This is a genomic window from Extensimonas perlucida (assembly GCF_007655255.1).
Classification (GTDB): domain Bacteria; phylum Pseudomonadota; class Gammaproteobacteria; order Burkholderiales; family Burkholderiaceae_C; genus Extensimonas; species Extensimonas perlucida.
On the sequence record NZ_VMYE01000002.1, the window covers coordinates 295894 to 311471 of the forward strand.

Consider the following 15578-nt stretch of genomic DNA (forward strand, 5'->3'; position numbering starts at 1 on the left):
CTTGCCGCGCTCTACACTGCAGCCATGCGTTCCCCCGCCACCCTGACCACCAAGCTGCTCGCGCTGGGCGTGAGCTTTTTGCTGGTGGCGATGGTGTCCATCGCGATCACGCTGTGGGCGACCTGGAAGCTCGACGGCGGCGCGGCCGCAGTGAACGAGGCCGGGCGCATGCGCATGCAGACCTGGCGGCTGGCCAGCGCGGCGCAGCTGCAGACGGCGGCGCAAGGGCGCGCAGCGCTGGTGCAGCGCTTCGACGACAGTCTGCGCCTGCTGCGCACGGGGGACGCCGCGCGGCCCCTGTTCGTGCCCTGGAACGACGAGGCCGAGGCCAGTTTCGTGCAGGTGGAAAAGCGCTGGGCGCAGCAGCGCGCGCAATGGCTGGCCGAGCCGCCGCCGACTCCCGCACAGGCCGTTGCCCTTGCGGAGGAGTTCGTCACCGCGATCGACCGCTTCGTGCTCTCGATCGAGCGGCAGCTCGCGCGCTTTACGGCCATCCTCAACCTGTTCCAGTTCGTGATGATGGCGCTGGCCATCGCGGGCGCCGTGGTCATTCTCTACACGGGGTATTTGTACGTGATCCATCCGCTGGCCAGCCTGGCGCAGGGGCTGCAACGCGTGCAGGCGGGGGATTTTTCCGTGCGTGTCGATGTGGACAGCTCGGACGAATTCGGCCAGGTGGCGGCGGGCTTCAACCGCATGACCGAGACCCTGCAGTCGCTCTACGGCGAACTCGAAGCCAAGGTGCAGGCCAAGACGCGCGACATCGAAGCCCAGCGGGCGCGGCTCGAGGCGCTGTACGAGGTCAGCGCGCTGCTGGCCGGTGCGGACACGATAGACGAGCTCGCGCGCGGCTTTGCGCGCAAGGTGCGCGAGCTGCTGCGCGCCGATGCCGCCGCCGTGCGCTGGTCGGACGAGGCGAACCAGCGCTACCTGATGCTGGCCTCTGATTGCCTGCCGCAAGAGCTGGCCGAGCAGGAACGCAGCCTGCTGGCCGGCGTGTGCGCCTGTGGCAGCCTGCAGCCCGACGCGCGCACGCGCGTGATCCCCATCCTGGCACACGAGGCCGCCCCCATGCGTCTGTGTGCACGCGCGGGCTTTGAGAGTGTGGTCAGCGTGCCCATCCGGCTGCAGCACCGTCTGCTGGGCGAGTGCGACCTGTTCTTTCGCAGCGAAGTGCAGCTGAGTACCGAAGAAACGGCCCTGCTCGACGCCCTGGCCAGCCACCTTGCGAGCGCGCTCGAGGGCTTGCGCGCCGACGCCTTGGAGCGTGAAGCTGCAGTGAGCGAGGAGCGCGCGCTGCTGGCACGCGAGCTGCACGACTCGATCGCGCAGGCGCTGGCTTTCCTCAAGATACAGGTGCAGCTGCTGCGCAGTGCCGTGCAAAAAGGGCAGGCCGCGCAGGTGCAGCGCATTCTCGACGAGCTCGACGCCGGTGTGCGCGAAAGCATAGGCGATGTGCGCGAGCTGCTGGTGCACTTTCGCACGCGCACGAACACCGACGACATCGAACGCGCGCTGCAGGAGACCCTGCGCAAGTTCGAACATCAGGCGGGCGTCGCCACGCGCTTTGCGGTGCACGGGCAGGGTCTGCCGCTGCCGCCGGATGTGCAGGTGCAGGTGCTGCACGTGGTGCAGGAGGCGCTGTCCAACGTGCGCAAGCACGCGCGCGCCAGCCATGTCACGCTGGAGGTGGACAAGGGCGCGCGCTGGCAGTTGCGCGTGCGCGACGATGGGGCGGGGTTCGACCCGCAGCAAAGCCCGGGCGCATCGCACGTGGGACTGCAGATCATGCGCGAGCGCGCCGCACGCATAGGCGCAGCGGTCGAGGTGGTCGCAGCGCCGGGGCAGGGCACCACGGTCACGCTGACGCTGCCGCCGCACCCGGTCGCGAGCGCCGCCGCTGCCACCACCGCGCCCGTTGCTCCCGAAACTCTTACGACTGCCTCCGCGCGCACCGCTCTTGAGGTGGCCTGGACGAAAACGCATGACCCAACCCATTCGCCTGCTGGTGGTCGATGACCACACTCTGTTTCGCCGTGGCCTGGTCGCCCTGCTGTCGCAGGACGAGCGCTTCGCGGTGGTCGGCGAGGCGGGCGACAGTGGCGAGGCGCAGCGCCGCGCGGCCGCGTGCGCGCCCGACATGATCCTGCTGGACAACCACCTGCCCGGCGTGCGCGGGGTGGACGCGATTGCCGGCCTCAAGGAAGTGGCGCCGGCAGCGCGCGTGCTGATGCTTACCGTGAGCGAGCACGAAGAAGACCTCGTGGCCGCGCTGCAGGCGGGCGCCGACGGCTACCTGCTCAAAACCATCAACTCCGAAGACCTGAGCGAATCCATCTGCAAAGTGCTCGCGGGCGAGTCCGTGGTCAGCCCCGAGATGATGGGCAAGCTGGTGGCAGCCCTGCGCAGCAAGCCTGCGGCCGCAGCCGAGGGCAGTCTGGCGGCATCCGGGCAAGGTGCGCAGGGCGCAGCGGGCACGGCGCAAACCCCCGCGGCCGCAGGCGCGTGCGCACGGGAGCCCGCAAGCGATGCCCTGGCGCTGCTGTCGGCGCGCGAGCGCGAAATCCTGACCCTGATCGCCGCGGGCCTGGCGAACAAGGCCATTGCGCGCGATCTGGGCATCGCCGAGACCACCGTCAAGATCCATGTGCAGCACATTCTGCGCAAGCTCAAGCTGAGCTCGCGGGTGCAGGCCGCCGTCTTTGCCGCCAGCCAGGGCTTGACGGCATCCATGAAACTGCAATAAAAATGAGCGCCAATAGCGCCATGGTGTGCGGCTGACGCACGTGGGGAATAAGCAGGGGCGTGCGCCCTCGAGGCTCCCCAGGTTCACGCAAGCCCCATAGTTCTTTGGAACGAGGGTAGCGCCCTGCCATCGTTCTTCTGCCGCGGCGGCGGTGTGCCATTGGCGGATGTTCAGCGCCGGGCCAAAGTCGGATAGTCCACGCATGCAAATCTGTGGAGGAAGACATGGGCAATGAATTGCACAATTCCCGCAAGGCCTGGTCGGTGCTTATCGTCAGCACGCTGGCGTTCACCGTGTGCTTCATGGTCTGGATGATGTTTGGCGTGATCGGCATCCCGATCAAGAAAATGCTGAACCTCAACGCCACCGAGTTCGGCCTGTTGACGGCAACGCCGGTGCTCACGGGCTCGCTCATTCGCGTGCCGCTGGGCATCTGGACGGACCGTTACGGCGGGCGCATCGTGATGGCCGTCCTCATGGCCGTCACCGTGCCGGCGATCTGGCTGATGAGCTACGCCACCGCGTTCTGGCATTTCATCGTCATCGGCCTGTTCGTGGGGCTGGCGGGCGGCGCCTTTTCGGTGGGCACGCCCTACGTGGCGCGCTGGTTCCCCAAAAACCGCCAGGGCATGGCCATGGGGGTGTACGGCGCGGGCAACTCCGGGGCCGCCGTGAACAAGTTCGTCGCCCCCGTGCTGCTCGTGGCGTTTGGCTGGACCATGGTGCCCAAGGTCTATGCGGCCATCATGCTCGGTGCGCTGGTGCTGTTCTGGCTGTTCAGCCACCAGGACCCGGCCCACCTGGTGCCCAGCAACGTCCGCTTCAGCGACCAGCTCAAGGCCCTCAAAGACCCGCGCGTACTCAAATACTGCCAGTACTACAGCATCGTGTTCGGCGGCTATGTGGCGCTGTCGCTGTGGATGGTGCAGTACTACGTAGGCGAATATGGCCTGGACATCCGCATCGCAGCGCTGCTTGCAGCCTGCTTCTCTCTGCCCGGCGGCGTACTGCGCGCGATCGGCGGCATCCTGTCGGACAAGTTCGGCGCGCACAAGGTCACCTGGTGGGTGATGTGGGTGAGCTGGATCTGCCTGTTTTTGCTCTCGTACCCGCAAACGGACTTCACCATCGTGACCGTCAACGGCCCCACGACCTTCCACATCGGCCTCAACGTCTATGCCTTCACGGCGCTCATGGCCGTGCTGGGCGTGGCCTTTGCGTTCGGCAAGGCCAGCGTCTTCAAGTACATCAGCGACGACTACCCGCAGAACATCGGCGCCATCAGCGGCATCGTCGGGCTGGCTGGCGGACTCGGGGGTTTCGTGCTGCCCATTCTGTTCGGCATCCTGCTGGACTGGACCGGCATCCGCTCCAGCGCCTTCATGCTGATGTACGGCGTGGTCTGGGTGTCGCTGATCTGGATGTATTGGACGGAAGTGCGCCGCGCCGACGTGCTCGGCGGCAACGCCGCAGCGCCCGTGAACAAGTCTGCAGCCTCAGCCGTGGCCCAGCGCGTGCCCCTGCGCCCGGTGCGCTGAAGCCAGCGCAGCGGCATCGCCCACCGTTTTTGCACCTCGTTTTTCTCGAAAGGCCCATCATGGCAAGCTCTGCATCCCTAGCCACTGCGGGTGGCACCTGGCTCTCTCGTTGGGAGCCGGAGAACGATAGCTTCTGGCGTTCCGGCGGCTCCGGCCTGGCCTGGCGCACGCTGACCATCACCACGCTCAACCTGACCATGGCGTTCATCGTCTGGTTTCTGGTCTCGGCCCTGGTGGTGCGCCTGCCGCAGATAGGCTTTCGCTTCACGCCCGGCGAGCTGTTCTGGCTCGCGGCCATGCCGGGGCTGGCGGGCGGCACGCTGCGCCTGGTGCATATGTTTCTCACGCCCATGTACGGCACGCGCCTTGTGGTGAGCCTGTCCACGCTGTCGCTGCTGGTGCCGCTGCTGGGCTGGTTCTATGCCGTGCAAAACCCTGCCACGCCCTACTGGGTGCTGATGCTGTTGGCCTTTCTGGCCGGCCTGGGCGGGGGCAACTTTTCCTCCTTCATGCCTTCCACCAGCCTGTTTTTCCCCAAGCGCCTGCAGGGCACGGCGCTGGCCATCCAGGCAGGCATAGGCAACTTCGGCGTATCCATCGTGCAGTTCGTCACGCCCTGGATCATTGGCTTCGCGCTCTTCGGTGGCGCAGCCTTCATGGGGGCGCCGCAGACACTGACCAAAGGCGGTGTGCAAAGCCAGGTGTACCTGCAAAACGCCGCCGCGGTGTGGATTCCGTTCGTGCTCGTCTTTGGCGTCTGTGCCTGGCTGATGCTCAAGTCCGTGCCCGTGAAAGCCAACTTCGCGCAGCAGTTCGACATCTTCCGCTCGGGGCATACCTGGAGCATGACCTCGCTCTACATGATGACCTTTGGCGCCTTTTCAGGGCTGTCGGCCACGTTCCCGCTACTCATCAAGCAGCTCTTCGGTCACTTCGAGGGCGCACCCGACCCCTTGGCCTGGGCCTTCTACGGCCCGCTGGTGGGCTCGGCCGCGCGCGTGCTGGCTGGTCCCTTGTCCGACAGGCTAGGGGGCGCGCGCGTCACGCACTGGGCCGGGCTGGGCATGCTCGCGGCCACGCTGTGGCTCACCACATTGACCAACCCCAGCGGACTGGAGAGCTTTCCCATGTTCGTAGCGGCCATGTTGGTGCTGTTTTTCTTTGCCGGCGTGGGCAACGCCTCCACGTTCAAACAAATGCCCATGCTGTTCGAGCCGCGCCAAGCCGGCGGCGTGATCGGCTTTACCGGCGCCATCGCAGCCTACGGCCCCTTCCTGTTCGGCATGCTGTTTGCCGCCTCGTTTGCCAAATTTCAGTCCGCCACGCCGGTGTTTTATGGCCTGGCCGCCTTCTTCGCTTTCAACGTCGTGCTGAACTGGTGGCTTTATGCCCGCCGCGGTGCGGCCCATCCCTGCTAATCCCGCGCACCAGACCACAGCCATCTCGGAGCCTCATATGAGCCATTTTCTCGACCGCCTGACCTATTTTGCGCAGCCACGCGAGGGCTTTGCCCAGGGCCACGGCCAGACCACCGGTGAAGACCGCACCTGGGAAGACGCCTACCGCAACCGCTGGGCGCACGACAAGATTGTGCGCTCCACGCACGGCGTGAACTGCACGGGTTCATGTTCATGGAAGATCTACGTCAAGGGCGGCATCGTCACCTGGGAGACGCAGCAGACCGACTACCCGCGCACCCGGCCCGACCTGCCCAACCACGAGCCGCGCGGCTGTGCGCGCGGCGCCAGCTACAGCTGGTACCTCTACAGCGCCAACCGCGTGAAGTACCCCATGGTGCGTGCGCGCCTGCTCAAGCACTGGCGCGCGGCACTGGCCGTGGCGAAAAGCCCGGTCGATGCCTGGGCCAGCATCGTCGAAAACCCCGAGGCGCGGCGCGAATGGCAGCAACAGCGCGGCCTGGGCGGCTTTGTGCGCAGCAGCTGGGACGAAGTCAACCAGCTCATCGCGAGCGCCAACGTCTATACCGCCAAGAAATACGGGCCCGACCGTGTGGTCGGTTTCTCGCCGATTCCGGCCATGTCCATGATCAGCTACGCGGCTGGCTCGCGCTACCTGTCGCTGATCGGCGGCGTGTGCCTGAGCTTTTACGACTGGTACTGCGATCTGCCGCCGGCCAGCCCGCAGGTCTGGGGCGAGCAGACCGACGTGCCCGAATCGGCCGACTGGTACAACTCCACCTTCATCATCGCCTGGGGCTCGAACGTGCCGCAGACGCGCACGCCCGATGCGCACTTTTTCACCGAGGTGCGCTACAAGGGCGCGAAGACCGTTGCGATCACGCCCGACTACGCCGAGATCAGCAAACTCTGCGACCTCTGGCTGCACCCCAAACAGGGCACCGACGCCGCCGTGGCCATGGCCATGGGGCACGTGATCCTCAAGGAGTTCTACTTCGACCGGCGCAGCAGCTATTTCGACGACTACGTGCGCCGCTACACCGACATGCCCAACCTGGTGCAGCTCGAGGAACGCACCCTGGAAGATGGACGCAAGGTGCTCGTGCCCGGGCGCTACCTGCGCGCTAGCGACTTTGCGGGCCAACTCGGGCAGATGAACAACCCCGAGTGGAAAACGGTGGCGCTCGACCAGAATGACCAGGTCGTGCTGCCCAACGGCTCCATCGGCTTTCGCTGGGGAACCGAAGGGCGCGACGACGCCGGCAAGTGGAACCTCGAAGACAAGGAAGCCTGCCACGGCAGCCAGGTGCAGCTCAAGCTCAGCTTGATGGAAGGCGAAGGCAGCCCCTACGAGGTTGGCGACGTGGCCTTTCCGTACTTCGGCGGCATGGAGACGCCGCACTTTCCGGCCAACAAGCAGGTTGCGGCGGTGGGCGACGTGCTCGTGCGCAAGGTGCCCATGCGGCGCATTGCGCTGGGGCAGCAGGGCGAGGGCGGCCACGCGCTCGTGGCCACGGTGTTCGACCTCACGGTGGCCAACTACGGCGTGGCGCGCGGTCTGCCGGGCGAGAGCGCCGCGCTCGGCTACGACGACGACACCCCCTACACGCCCGCCTGGCAGGAGAGAATCACCGGCGTCCCGCGCGGCCAGGTGATCGCGGTGGCGCGCCAGTTTGCTGACAACGCCGACAAGACGCGTGGCAAGTCCATGGTCATCATCGGTGCCGCGATGAATCACTGGTACCACAGCGACATGAACTACCGCGGCATCATCAACATGCTGATGATGTGCGGCTGCATAGGCCAGAGCGGCGGCGGCTGGTCGCACTACGTGGGACAGGAGAAGCTGCGTCCGCAGACCGGCTGGACGGCGCTGGCTTTCGCGCTCGATTGGGTGCGCCCGCCGCGCCAGATGAACAGCACGAGCTTTTTCTACGCCCATACCGACCAGTGGCGCTATGAAAAACTCGGGGTCGAGGAAATCCTCTCGCCGCTTGCGGACCGGTCCCAGTTCGGCGGCAGCCTGATCGACTACAACGTGCGCGCCGAACGCATGGGCTGGCTGCCCAGCGCCCCGCAACTGCAGACCAACCCCATCCAGGTGGTGAAGGATGCACAGGCCGCAGGCATGGACCCCAAGGACTACGCCGTCGAGGCGCTGCAGGACGGCAGCCTCAAGATGAGTTGCGAAGACCCGGACAACCCGCTCAACTGGCCGCGCAACATGTTCGTGTGGCGCTCCAACATTCTGGGTTCTTCGGGCAAGGGGCACGAATATTTCCTCAAGCACCTGCTGGGCACTACGCACGGCGTGCAAGGCAAGGCTTTGGGCGCGGACGACGCCAAGCCCGCCGAGGTGCAATGGCACGACAAAGCCCCCGAGGGCAAGCTGGACTTGCTCGTGACGCTGGACTTCCGCATGAGCACCACCTGCCTGTATTCCGACATCGTGCTGCCCACGGCCACCTGGTACGAGAAAAACGACCTCAACACCAGCGACATGCATCCCTTCATCCACCCGCTGTCCACGGCGGTGGACCCGGCCTGGCAGAGCAAGAGCGACTGGGAAATCTACAAAGGCTTCGCCAAGGCCTACAGCGAGGTCTGCGTCGGCCACCTGGGCGTGGAAAAAGAGCTGGTGCTCACGCCGCTGATGCACGACTCGCCCGCCGAACTGGCGCAGCCCTTCGACGTGAAGGATTGGAAAAAGGGCGCATGCGCCCTGGTTCCGGGCAAGACGGCGCCGGCAATCACGGTGGTGGAGCGCGACTATCCCAACACCTATGCGCGCTTTACTGCGCTGGGGCCGCTGATGGAAAAAATCGGCAACGGCGGCAAGGGCATTGCCTGGAACACGGTGGACGAAGTGCGCCAGCTGGCAGAGCTCAACGGCAAGGTGCACACCGCGGGCGCCACGCAAGGCATGGCCCGGATCGAAAGCGACATCGACGCCTGCGAAGTGGTGCTGCAACTCGCCCCCGAAACCAACGGCCACGTGGCCGTCAAGGCCTGGGAGGCATTGGGCAAGATCACCGGGCGCGACCACACCCACCTGGCGCTGCACCGCGAAGACGAAAAAATCCGCTTCCGCGACATCCAGGCGCAGCCGCGCAAGATCATCAGCTCGCCCACCTGGTCGGGGCTGGAGAGCGAGAAGGTGTCTTACAACGCCGGCTATACCAACGTGCACGAGCTGATTCCATGGCGCACGCTCACGGGGCGCCAGCAGTTCTACCTCGACCATCCGTGGATGCTCGCCTTCGGCGAAGGGCTTTCGAGCTACCGCCCGCCCGTGGACCTCAAGACCACCGGCGAGGTGATGCACCGCACGCCCAACGGCCACACGGAAATCACGCTGAACTTCATCACCCCGCACCAGAAGTGGGGCATACACAGCACCTACAGCGACAACCTGCACATGCTCACGCTCAACCGCGGCGGGCCTGTGGTGTGGCTCAGCGAAGACGACGCGCGCCGCGCCGGGATCGCCGACAACGACTGGATCGAGCTCTTCAATGCCAACGGCGCGATTGCTGCACGCGCGGTCGTGAGCCAGCGCGTCAACCCGGGCATGGTGCTCATGTACCACGCGCAGGAAAAAACCATCAACACCCCGGGGTCGGAAATCACCGGCACGCGCGGCGGCATCCACAACTCGGTCACGCGCATCGTCACCAAGCCCACCCACATGATCGGCGGCTACGCCCAGTTCAGCTACGGCTTCAACTACTACGGCACCATAGGCACGAACCGCGACGAATTCGTCGTGGTGCGCAAGATGCGCAAGATCGACTGGCTCGACGACGAAGGCCCCGTGGCCACCCAGGCCTGAGCAACAAGGAGAACACGATGAAAGTTCGCGCGCAAATCGCCATGGTGCTGAACCTGGACAAGTGCATAGGCTGCCACACCTGCTCGGTCACCTGCAAAAACGTCTGGACCAGCCGCCCCGGCGTCGAGTACGCCTGGTTCAACAACGTCGAAACCAAGCCCGGCATAGGCTACCCCAAGGAATGGGAGAACCAGGACAAGTGGAACGGCGGCTGGGTGCGCCGGGACGATGGCTCCATCGTGCCCAAGCAGGGGGGCAAGTGGTCGCTGCTGATGAAAATCTTCAGCAACCCCAACCTGCCGCAGATCGACGACTATTACGAGCCCTTCACCTACGACTACGACCACCTGCAGTCCGCCCCCGAAGCCAAGGCGCCGCCCACCGCACGCCCGCGCTCGCTCATCACCGGGCAGCGCATGGAAAAGATCGAGTGGGGCCCGAACTGGGAGGAAATCCTCGGCGGTGAGTTCAGCAAGCGCAGCAAGGACGCCAACCTGGCCAACTTCGAGCAGGCGCAAAAAGACATGGTGGGCCAGTTCGAAAACACCTTCATGATGTACCTGCCCCGGCTGTGCGAGCACTGCCTGAACCCCGCTTGCGTGGCCAGCTGCCCCTCGGGCTCGATCTACAAGCGTGAAGACGACGGCATCGTGCTCATAGACCAGGACAAATGCCGCGGCTGGCGCATGTGCATCTCGGGCTGCCCCTACAAGAAAATCTATTACAACTGGCAGACCGGCAAGGCTGAGAAGTGCATCTTCTGCTACCCGCGCATCGAGGCCGGCCAGCCCACGGTGTGCAGCGAAACCTGCGTGGGCCGCATCCGCTACCTTGGCGTGGTGCTCTACGACGCCGACCGCATCGCCGAAGCGGCCAGCGTCCCCAATGACAAGGACTTGTACCAGGCCCAGCTCGACATTTTCCTGAACCCGCACGACCCGCGCGTGATCGAGCAGGCACGCAAGGACGGCATCCCTGAGGCCTGGCTCGAAGGCGCCAGAAACAGCCCGGTCTACAAAATGGCCATAGACTGGAAGGTCGCGCTGCCGCTGCACCCCGAATACCGCACGCTGCCCATGGTCTGGTACGTGCCGCCGCTGTCGCCCATCACCTCGGCGGCGAATGCCGGGCACATCGGCGTGAACGGCGAGCTGCCCGACATCGCGCAGATGCGCATCCCGCTGCAGTACCTGGCCAATCTGCTGACGGCCGGCGACACGCAGCCCGTCGCGCGCGCCCTGGAGCGCATGCTTGCCATGCGCGCCTTCCAGCGCGGCAAGCACGTTGACCAGGTGCAGAACCTTGCCGTGCTCGAGCAGGCCGGCCTCACGGTCGCGCAGGTCGAGGAGATGTACCAGATCATGGCCATCGCGAACTACGAAGATCGCTTCGTGATCCCGTCCAGCCACCGCGAATACGCCGAAAACGCCTTCGACCTGCGCGGAGGCTGCGGCTTTTCGTTCGGCAACGGCTGCTCGGATGGCAGCTCGCAGACCAGCCTGTTCGGCGCCAAGAAGCGCCGCACCATCCCCATCCAGTCCGTGGTCTGAAGCCCGCGCACCGACGCATCTCCGAGGAGTCCATCGTGCCAGCCCAGTATTCCCCACAGCGCCCCTCTCTGCGCCCCTCCCAAGGCTCTTCCCAGCGCTATTCCCTCAGGGCCCTGGCCGCCCTGTTGCGCTACCCGGACGCGCAGTTGCGTGCCCACCTGCCGGAACTGATCGCGGCCATAGATGACGAAGCCGTGCTGCCCGCGGCGCGGCGCGCCGAACTGCGCGCCCTGGCCGCCGAGATCGGGCGCCTGGCCATGGAGGCCGAGGCGCGTTACGTCGAAACCTTCGACCGCGGGCGTTCGACCTCGCTGCACCTGTTCGAGCACGTGCATGGCGACTCGCGCGACCGCGGGCCGGCCATGCTGGACCTGGTCCAGACCTACGCACAGGCCGGCCTGTACCTCGCCCCCGAGGAGCTGCCCGACCACCTGTGCGTGGTGCTCGAGTTTGCCTCCACGCAGCCGCCCAAGCTCGCGCGGGCCTTTCTGGCGGAAATGGCGCACATCCTGCAGGCCATCTTCAGCGCCCTGCGCGCGCGCGGCAACCCCTACGCCAGCGCCATCGCCGCCGTGCTCGAGCTCGCCGGCGAGAAAGCCCAGGCCGTCGCCTTCGACCCCGACGAGCCTATGGACGACAGCTGGGCCGAGCCCGAGGCCTTCGCCGGCTGCAGCACACACGGGCAATCGCGCCCGGGCGAGGCCCAACCCATCCACATCGTTCGCAAGACGCCCTCCCAAGGCTCCCAAGGAGTTTCAGCATGAAGGACTACCTCACCCACTTCCTGTTCGGGTACTACCCCTACATCTGCCTGACCATCTTCCTGCTCGGCAGCCTGATCCGCTTCGACCGCGACCAATACACCTGGAAGAGTGACTCCTCGCAGCTGCTGCGCGCGGGCCAGTTGCGCTGGGGCAGCAACCTGTTCCACGTCGGCATCCTGTTCCTGTTCTTCGGGCACAGCGTGGGCATGCTCACGCCGCACTTCGTGTATTCGCCCTTCATCAGCGCGAGTGCCAAGCAACTGCTCGCCATGGTTTCGGGCGGCCTGTTCGGCCTGCTGGGCTTCGTGGGCGTGTCGCTGCTGCTGCACCGCCGCCTGTCGGACGTGCGTATCCGCGCCACCTCCAAAACCAGCGACATCGTGCTGCTGTGGCTCTTGTGGTTGCAATTCGCACTGGGTCTGGCCACGATTCCGCTGTCGGCCCAGCACCTCGACGGCGGCATGATGATGCTGCTGGCCGAATGGGCGCAACGCATCGTCACCTTCCGCAGCGGTGCGCCCGAGCTGCTGGCCGAGGCGAGCTGGGTGTTCCGTGCGCACATGTTCCTCGGCATGACGATCTTCCTGGTGTTCCCGTTCACGCGCCTCGTGCATGTGTGGAGCGGCTTCGGCACCCTGGCCTATCTGTGGCGCCCCTACCAGCTCGTGCGCAGCCGCCGCGTGGGCCTCGGTGGCCCGCAGTCCACGCGCTGAGGCGCTGCGGTGTCCGCGCTTACAGGCCCGGTCTGAACTTTTGCGCCATCGAGGTGATCCATGAAACCCCATACCTCCACCGTCACCGGCTGCGGTCACGCCGCCTGCGCCTGCACGGGCGAGCCGACCGCCCCTGCCCGCATCAACGGCGTGGCCTTGCACCGCGCCGATGAGCGCCCCTCGGCCGACGCCCTGCGTGAACGTGCCTACGCAGAGCTGCTGCGTCAGGAAGCCGTGCGCGCGGGCCTGTTGCCGGCCTTCGACACAGCGCTCGCGCCCGAACTCGGTGCCGCCGAGCGCGCCGTCATCGAGGCCATGGTGGAGCGTGCCGTGGCATCGCCCCAGCCTACGCCCCAGGAAGTGCAGCGCTACTACGAGGCCAACCCCCAGCAGTTCATGCAGGGGCAGGCCGTGCACCTGCGGCACATCCTTTTTGCGGTGACGCCGGGCGTCAACGTGCATGCGCTCACCGTGCGGGCCGAGCAGGCTTTGCTGGAGCTGCTGGGCAAGGATGCGCCTGCGCAGCGTTTTGCCGAACTCGCGGCGGAGCTCTCCAACTGCCCCTCGGGCGCGCAGGGTGGTGACCTCGGCTGGGTGGCGCCCGAAGACTGCGCGCCCGAACTCGCGAACGAGCTGTTCCAGCAAAAACACGCGCAATGGGGGCTGGGCGTACACCCGCGGCTCGTGCATACGCGCTATGGTTTTCATATCATCGAGGTGCTGGAGCGGCGCAAAGGCAAGCTGGCCAGTTTCGACCAGGTGCGCGAAAGCATCGCCGCGCAACTGGCGCTGCAGTCGCGCGCCCGGGCGCTGCACCAATACATGCTGCTCCTCGTGGGCCAGGCCGAGGTCGAGGGCATAGACCTGGGTGCAGCCCAGACGCCACTGGTGCAATAGCGGTCACTGCATCCCTGCGCGGCGGCGCCACTGCGGTGCGGAGCACAATCTCGCTCCGTACCATTTCTGCGCACCGCCTCTCTCACCATGAAACGCGACACCCTCCCCCTCGAACCCCTGCCGCCGCAGCCCATCAGCCTCGACGTGCTGCGCGAAAAGTACCTCAAGCCCGGTGAAAGCGGCCTAGAAGCGCTGTACCAGCGCGTCGCGCGCGCTCTCGCCTCGGTCGAGGCGCCCGAGCTGCGCGCACGCTACGAAAAGCTCTTCCTCGCCAACCTGCACGCGGGCGCCATCGGTGCGGGGCGCATCATGAGCGCGGCGGGCACCGACATCCAGGCCACGCTCATCAACTGCTTCGTGCAGCCCGTGGGCGACTGCATCCAGGGCGTCGATGAAGACGGCTACCCCGGCATCTACGAGGCGCTGCGCGAAGCCGCCGAAACCATGCGCCGCGGCGGCGGCGTGGGCTACGACTTCTCGCGCATCCGCCCGCGCGGCGCCGAAGTGCGCGCCACCGCCTCGCTGGCCTCGGGGCCATGCAGCTACATGAACGTGTTCGACCAGTCCTGCTCCACGGTCGAGAGCGCCGGCGCGCGCCGCGGCGCGCAAATGGGCGTGCTGCGCATAGACCACCCCGACGTGCGCGAATTCATCACCGCCAAGCGCACGCCAGGACGCTGGAACAACTTCAACGTCTCGGTCGCCGTGACCGACGCCTTCATGCAGGCCGTCGAGCAAGACCAGCCCTGGGAGCTCGTGCACCGCGCCCGCCCCAGCGCCGCGCTGATCGCCCAGGGCGCCTACCAGCGCGCCGACGGCCTGTGGGCCTACACGCGCCTGCCCGCGCGCACGCTGTGGGACAGCATCATGCAGTCCGCCTACGACTTCGCCGAGCCGGGCATCCTGTTCCTCGACCAGATTCAGCGCGACAACAACCTGCGCTACTGCGAAACCATCGAAGCGACCAACCCCTGCGTCACGGCCGACACCTGGGTCATGACGGCCAGCGGGCCCGCGCAGGTGGCCGAGCTCGTGGGGCGGCCGTTCAGCGCGCTGGTCGATGGCCGCGCCTACCGCGTGCAGAGCCAGGGCTTTTTCAAGACCGGCACCAAGCCCGTGCTGCGCCTGCAAACGCGCGAGGGCTACGGCCTGCGGCTCACGGCCGACCACCGCGTGCGCCGCGTGGCGCGCAAAACCCGCTACAGCCTCGAAGTGGAGTGGACGCCCGCCGCGCAGCTCGCCCCCGGCGACGAAATCCTGCTGCACGACCACCGCGCCGCCGCCGGCTGGGAAGGCCCCGGCACCGAGGCCGAGGGCTACCTGCTGGGCCTGCTGATCGGCGACGGCACGCTGCAAGAACGCAAAGCCGTGCTCTCGGTCTGGGCGCCCGAGCTGCGCGCCGTGGGCAATGGAGGCCCGGGCAGCGTGGCCTACGCCGCAAACGGCGCCGCGGGCATCATGCAGGCGGTCGAAAGCGCCATCGAAGCACTCACACACCGCGCCGATTTCGCCGGCTTTCAGCGCCCCATCCCGGCGCGCGGCGAAGCACGCTTGGCCAGCGCCGCGCTGTGCCGCCTGGCGCATCGCCTTGGCATGTCGCCGCGCCGCAAGACCATCACGCCCGCGATGGAGCGGCAATCCTCGGCCTTCGCCTGCGGCCTGCTGCGCGGCCTGTTCGACGCCGACGGCTCGGTGCAGGGCAACCAAGAAAAAGGCGTCAGCGTGCGCCTGGCGCAAAGCGATCTGCCGCTGCTGCAAGCCGTGCAGCGCATGCTGCTGCGCCTGGGCATCGCGTGCACGCTGTACCGCGAGCGCCGCCCCGCGGCCGTGCGCGCCTTGCCCGATGGGCGCGGCGGCCTGCAGCCCTACGCCACGCGCAGCCAGCACGAGCTACTCATCAGCGGCGACAACCTGCGCGTGTTTGCCGAGCGCATCGGCTTTGCCGACACCGACAAAGCCGCGCGCCTGCAAGCGGCCCTGGCAGCCTGTCGGACTTTGGGCGTCGAAAGCGAGAATGCGCCCCGGCGAGGCCAGTTTTTGCCGGATTCGCCGCCCCATAGCGGGACTATGGGGCAAGAAGACGGTAAAAAATGGGCCGCTGCGGCGCATTCGCAGCCGAC

10 protein-coding genes are annotated in these 15578 nt (G+C 66.6%); all 10 read left to right on the top strand.

Annotated features, from left to right (window positions below; all coding sequences use genetic code 11):
* Window positions 1-24 precede the first annotated feature (24 nt).
* Window positions 25-2019 (top strand): type IV pili methyl-accepting chemotaxis transducer N-terminal domain-containing protein, encoded by a 1995-nt coding sequence (locus FK527_RS03915; RefSeq protein ID WP_144729949.1) that lies wholly within the window; start codon window positions 25-27, stop codon window positions 2017-2019.
* Complete coding sequence (locus FK527_RS03920) at window positions 1985-2746, top strand: response regulator (RefSeq protein WP_144729952.1); 762 nt, start codon at window positions 1985-1987, stop codon at window positions 2744-2746. The genes FK527_RS03915 and FK527_RS03920 overlap by 35 nt, the downstream gene beginning before the upstream one ends.
* Window positions 2747-2970: 224 nt before the next feature.
* Window positions 2971-4284 carry an MFS transporter gene (locus FK527_RS03925; RefSeq protein WP_144729955.1) on the top strand — a complete coding sequence of 438 codons (1314 nt, stop codon included), beginning with the start codon at window positions 2971-2973 and terminating at the stop codon, window positions 4282-4284.
* 59 nt (window positions 4285-4343) lie between these two features.
* Complete coding sequence (locus tag FK527_RS03930; RefSeq protein WP_144729958.1) at window positions 4344-5702, top strand: MFS transporter; 1359 nt, start codon at window positions 4344-4346, stop codon at window positions 5700-5702.
* 37 nt (window positions 5703-5739) lie between these two features.
* A complete protein-coding gene (locus FK527_RS03935; RefSeq protein WP_144729961.1) occupies window positions 5740-9534 on the top strand; it encodes a nitrate reductase subunit alpha in 3795 nt (1264 codons plus the stop codon).
* A 17-nt stretch (window positions 9535-9551) separates the two neighbouring features.
* Complete coding sequence (narH, locus tag FK527_RS03940; RefSeq protein WP_144729964.1) at window positions 9552-11084, top strand: nitrate reductase subunit beta; 1533 nt, start codon at window positions 9552-9554, stop codon at window positions 11082-11084.
* A 35-nt stretch (window positions 11085-11119) separates the two neighbouring features.
* On the top strand, window positions 11120-11848 hold the full coding sequence (narJ, locus tag FK527_RS03945) for a nitrate reductase molybdenum cofactor assembly chaperone (RefSeq protein ID WP_246072654.1): 729 nt from the start codon (window positions 11120-11122) through the stop codon (window positions 11846-11848).
* Window positions 11845-12561: a respiratory nitrate reductase subunit gamma gene (narI, locus tag FK527_RS03950; protein WP_144729967.1), complete on the top strand. Its 717-nt coding sequence runs from the start codon at window positions 11845-11847 to the stop codon at window positions 12559-12561. Before narJ ends, narI begins: the two co-directional genes overlap by 4 nt.
* Before the next feature lie 60 nt (window positions 12562-12621).
* A complete protein-coding gene (locus FK527_RS03955; protein WP_144729970.1) occupies window positions 12622-13458 on the top strand; it encodes a peptidylprolyl isomerase in 837 nt (278 codons plus the stop codon).
* Between the two features lie 87 nt (window positions 13459-13545).
* The coding region (locus tag FK527_RS03960) for an LAGLIDADG family homing endonuclease (RefSeq protein ID WP_281287816.1) at window positions 13546-15578 on the top strand (2033 nt) is incomplete at its 3' end.

Bases quoted from the DNA above. Each gene is read 5' to 3' on its own strand.
- FK527_RS03915 (WP_144729949.1), top strand. From the start codon at position 25: ATGCGTTCCCCCGCCACCCTGACCACCAAGCTGCTCGCGCTGGGCGTG.
- FK527_RS03920 (WP_144729952.1), top strand. From the start codon at position 1,985: ATGACCCAACCCATTCGCCTGCTGGTGGTCGATGACCACACTCTGTTT.
- FK527_RS03925 (WP_144729955.1), top strand. From the start codon at position 2,971: ATGGGCAATGAATTGCACAATTCCCGCAAGGCCTGGTCGGTGCTTATC.
- FK527_RS03930 (WP_144729958.1), top strand. From the start codon at position 4,344: ATGGCAAGCTCTGCATCCCTAGCCACTGCGGGTGGCACCTGGCTCTCT.
- FK527_RS03935 (WP_144729961.1), top strand. From the start codon at position 5,740: ATGAGCCATTTTCTCGACCGCCTGACCTATTTTGCGCAGCCACGCGAG.
- narH (WP_144729964.1), top strand. From the start codon at position 9,552: ATGAAAGTTCGCGCGCAAATCGCCATGGTGCTGAACCTGGACAAGTGC.
- narI (WP_144729967.1), top strand. From the start codon at position 11,845: ATGAAGGACTACCTCACCCACTTCCTGTTCGGGTACTACCCCTACATC.
- FK527_RS03955 (WP_144729970.1), top strand. From the start codon at position 12,622: ATGAAACCCCATACCTCCACCGTCACCGGCTGCGGTCACGCCGCCTGC.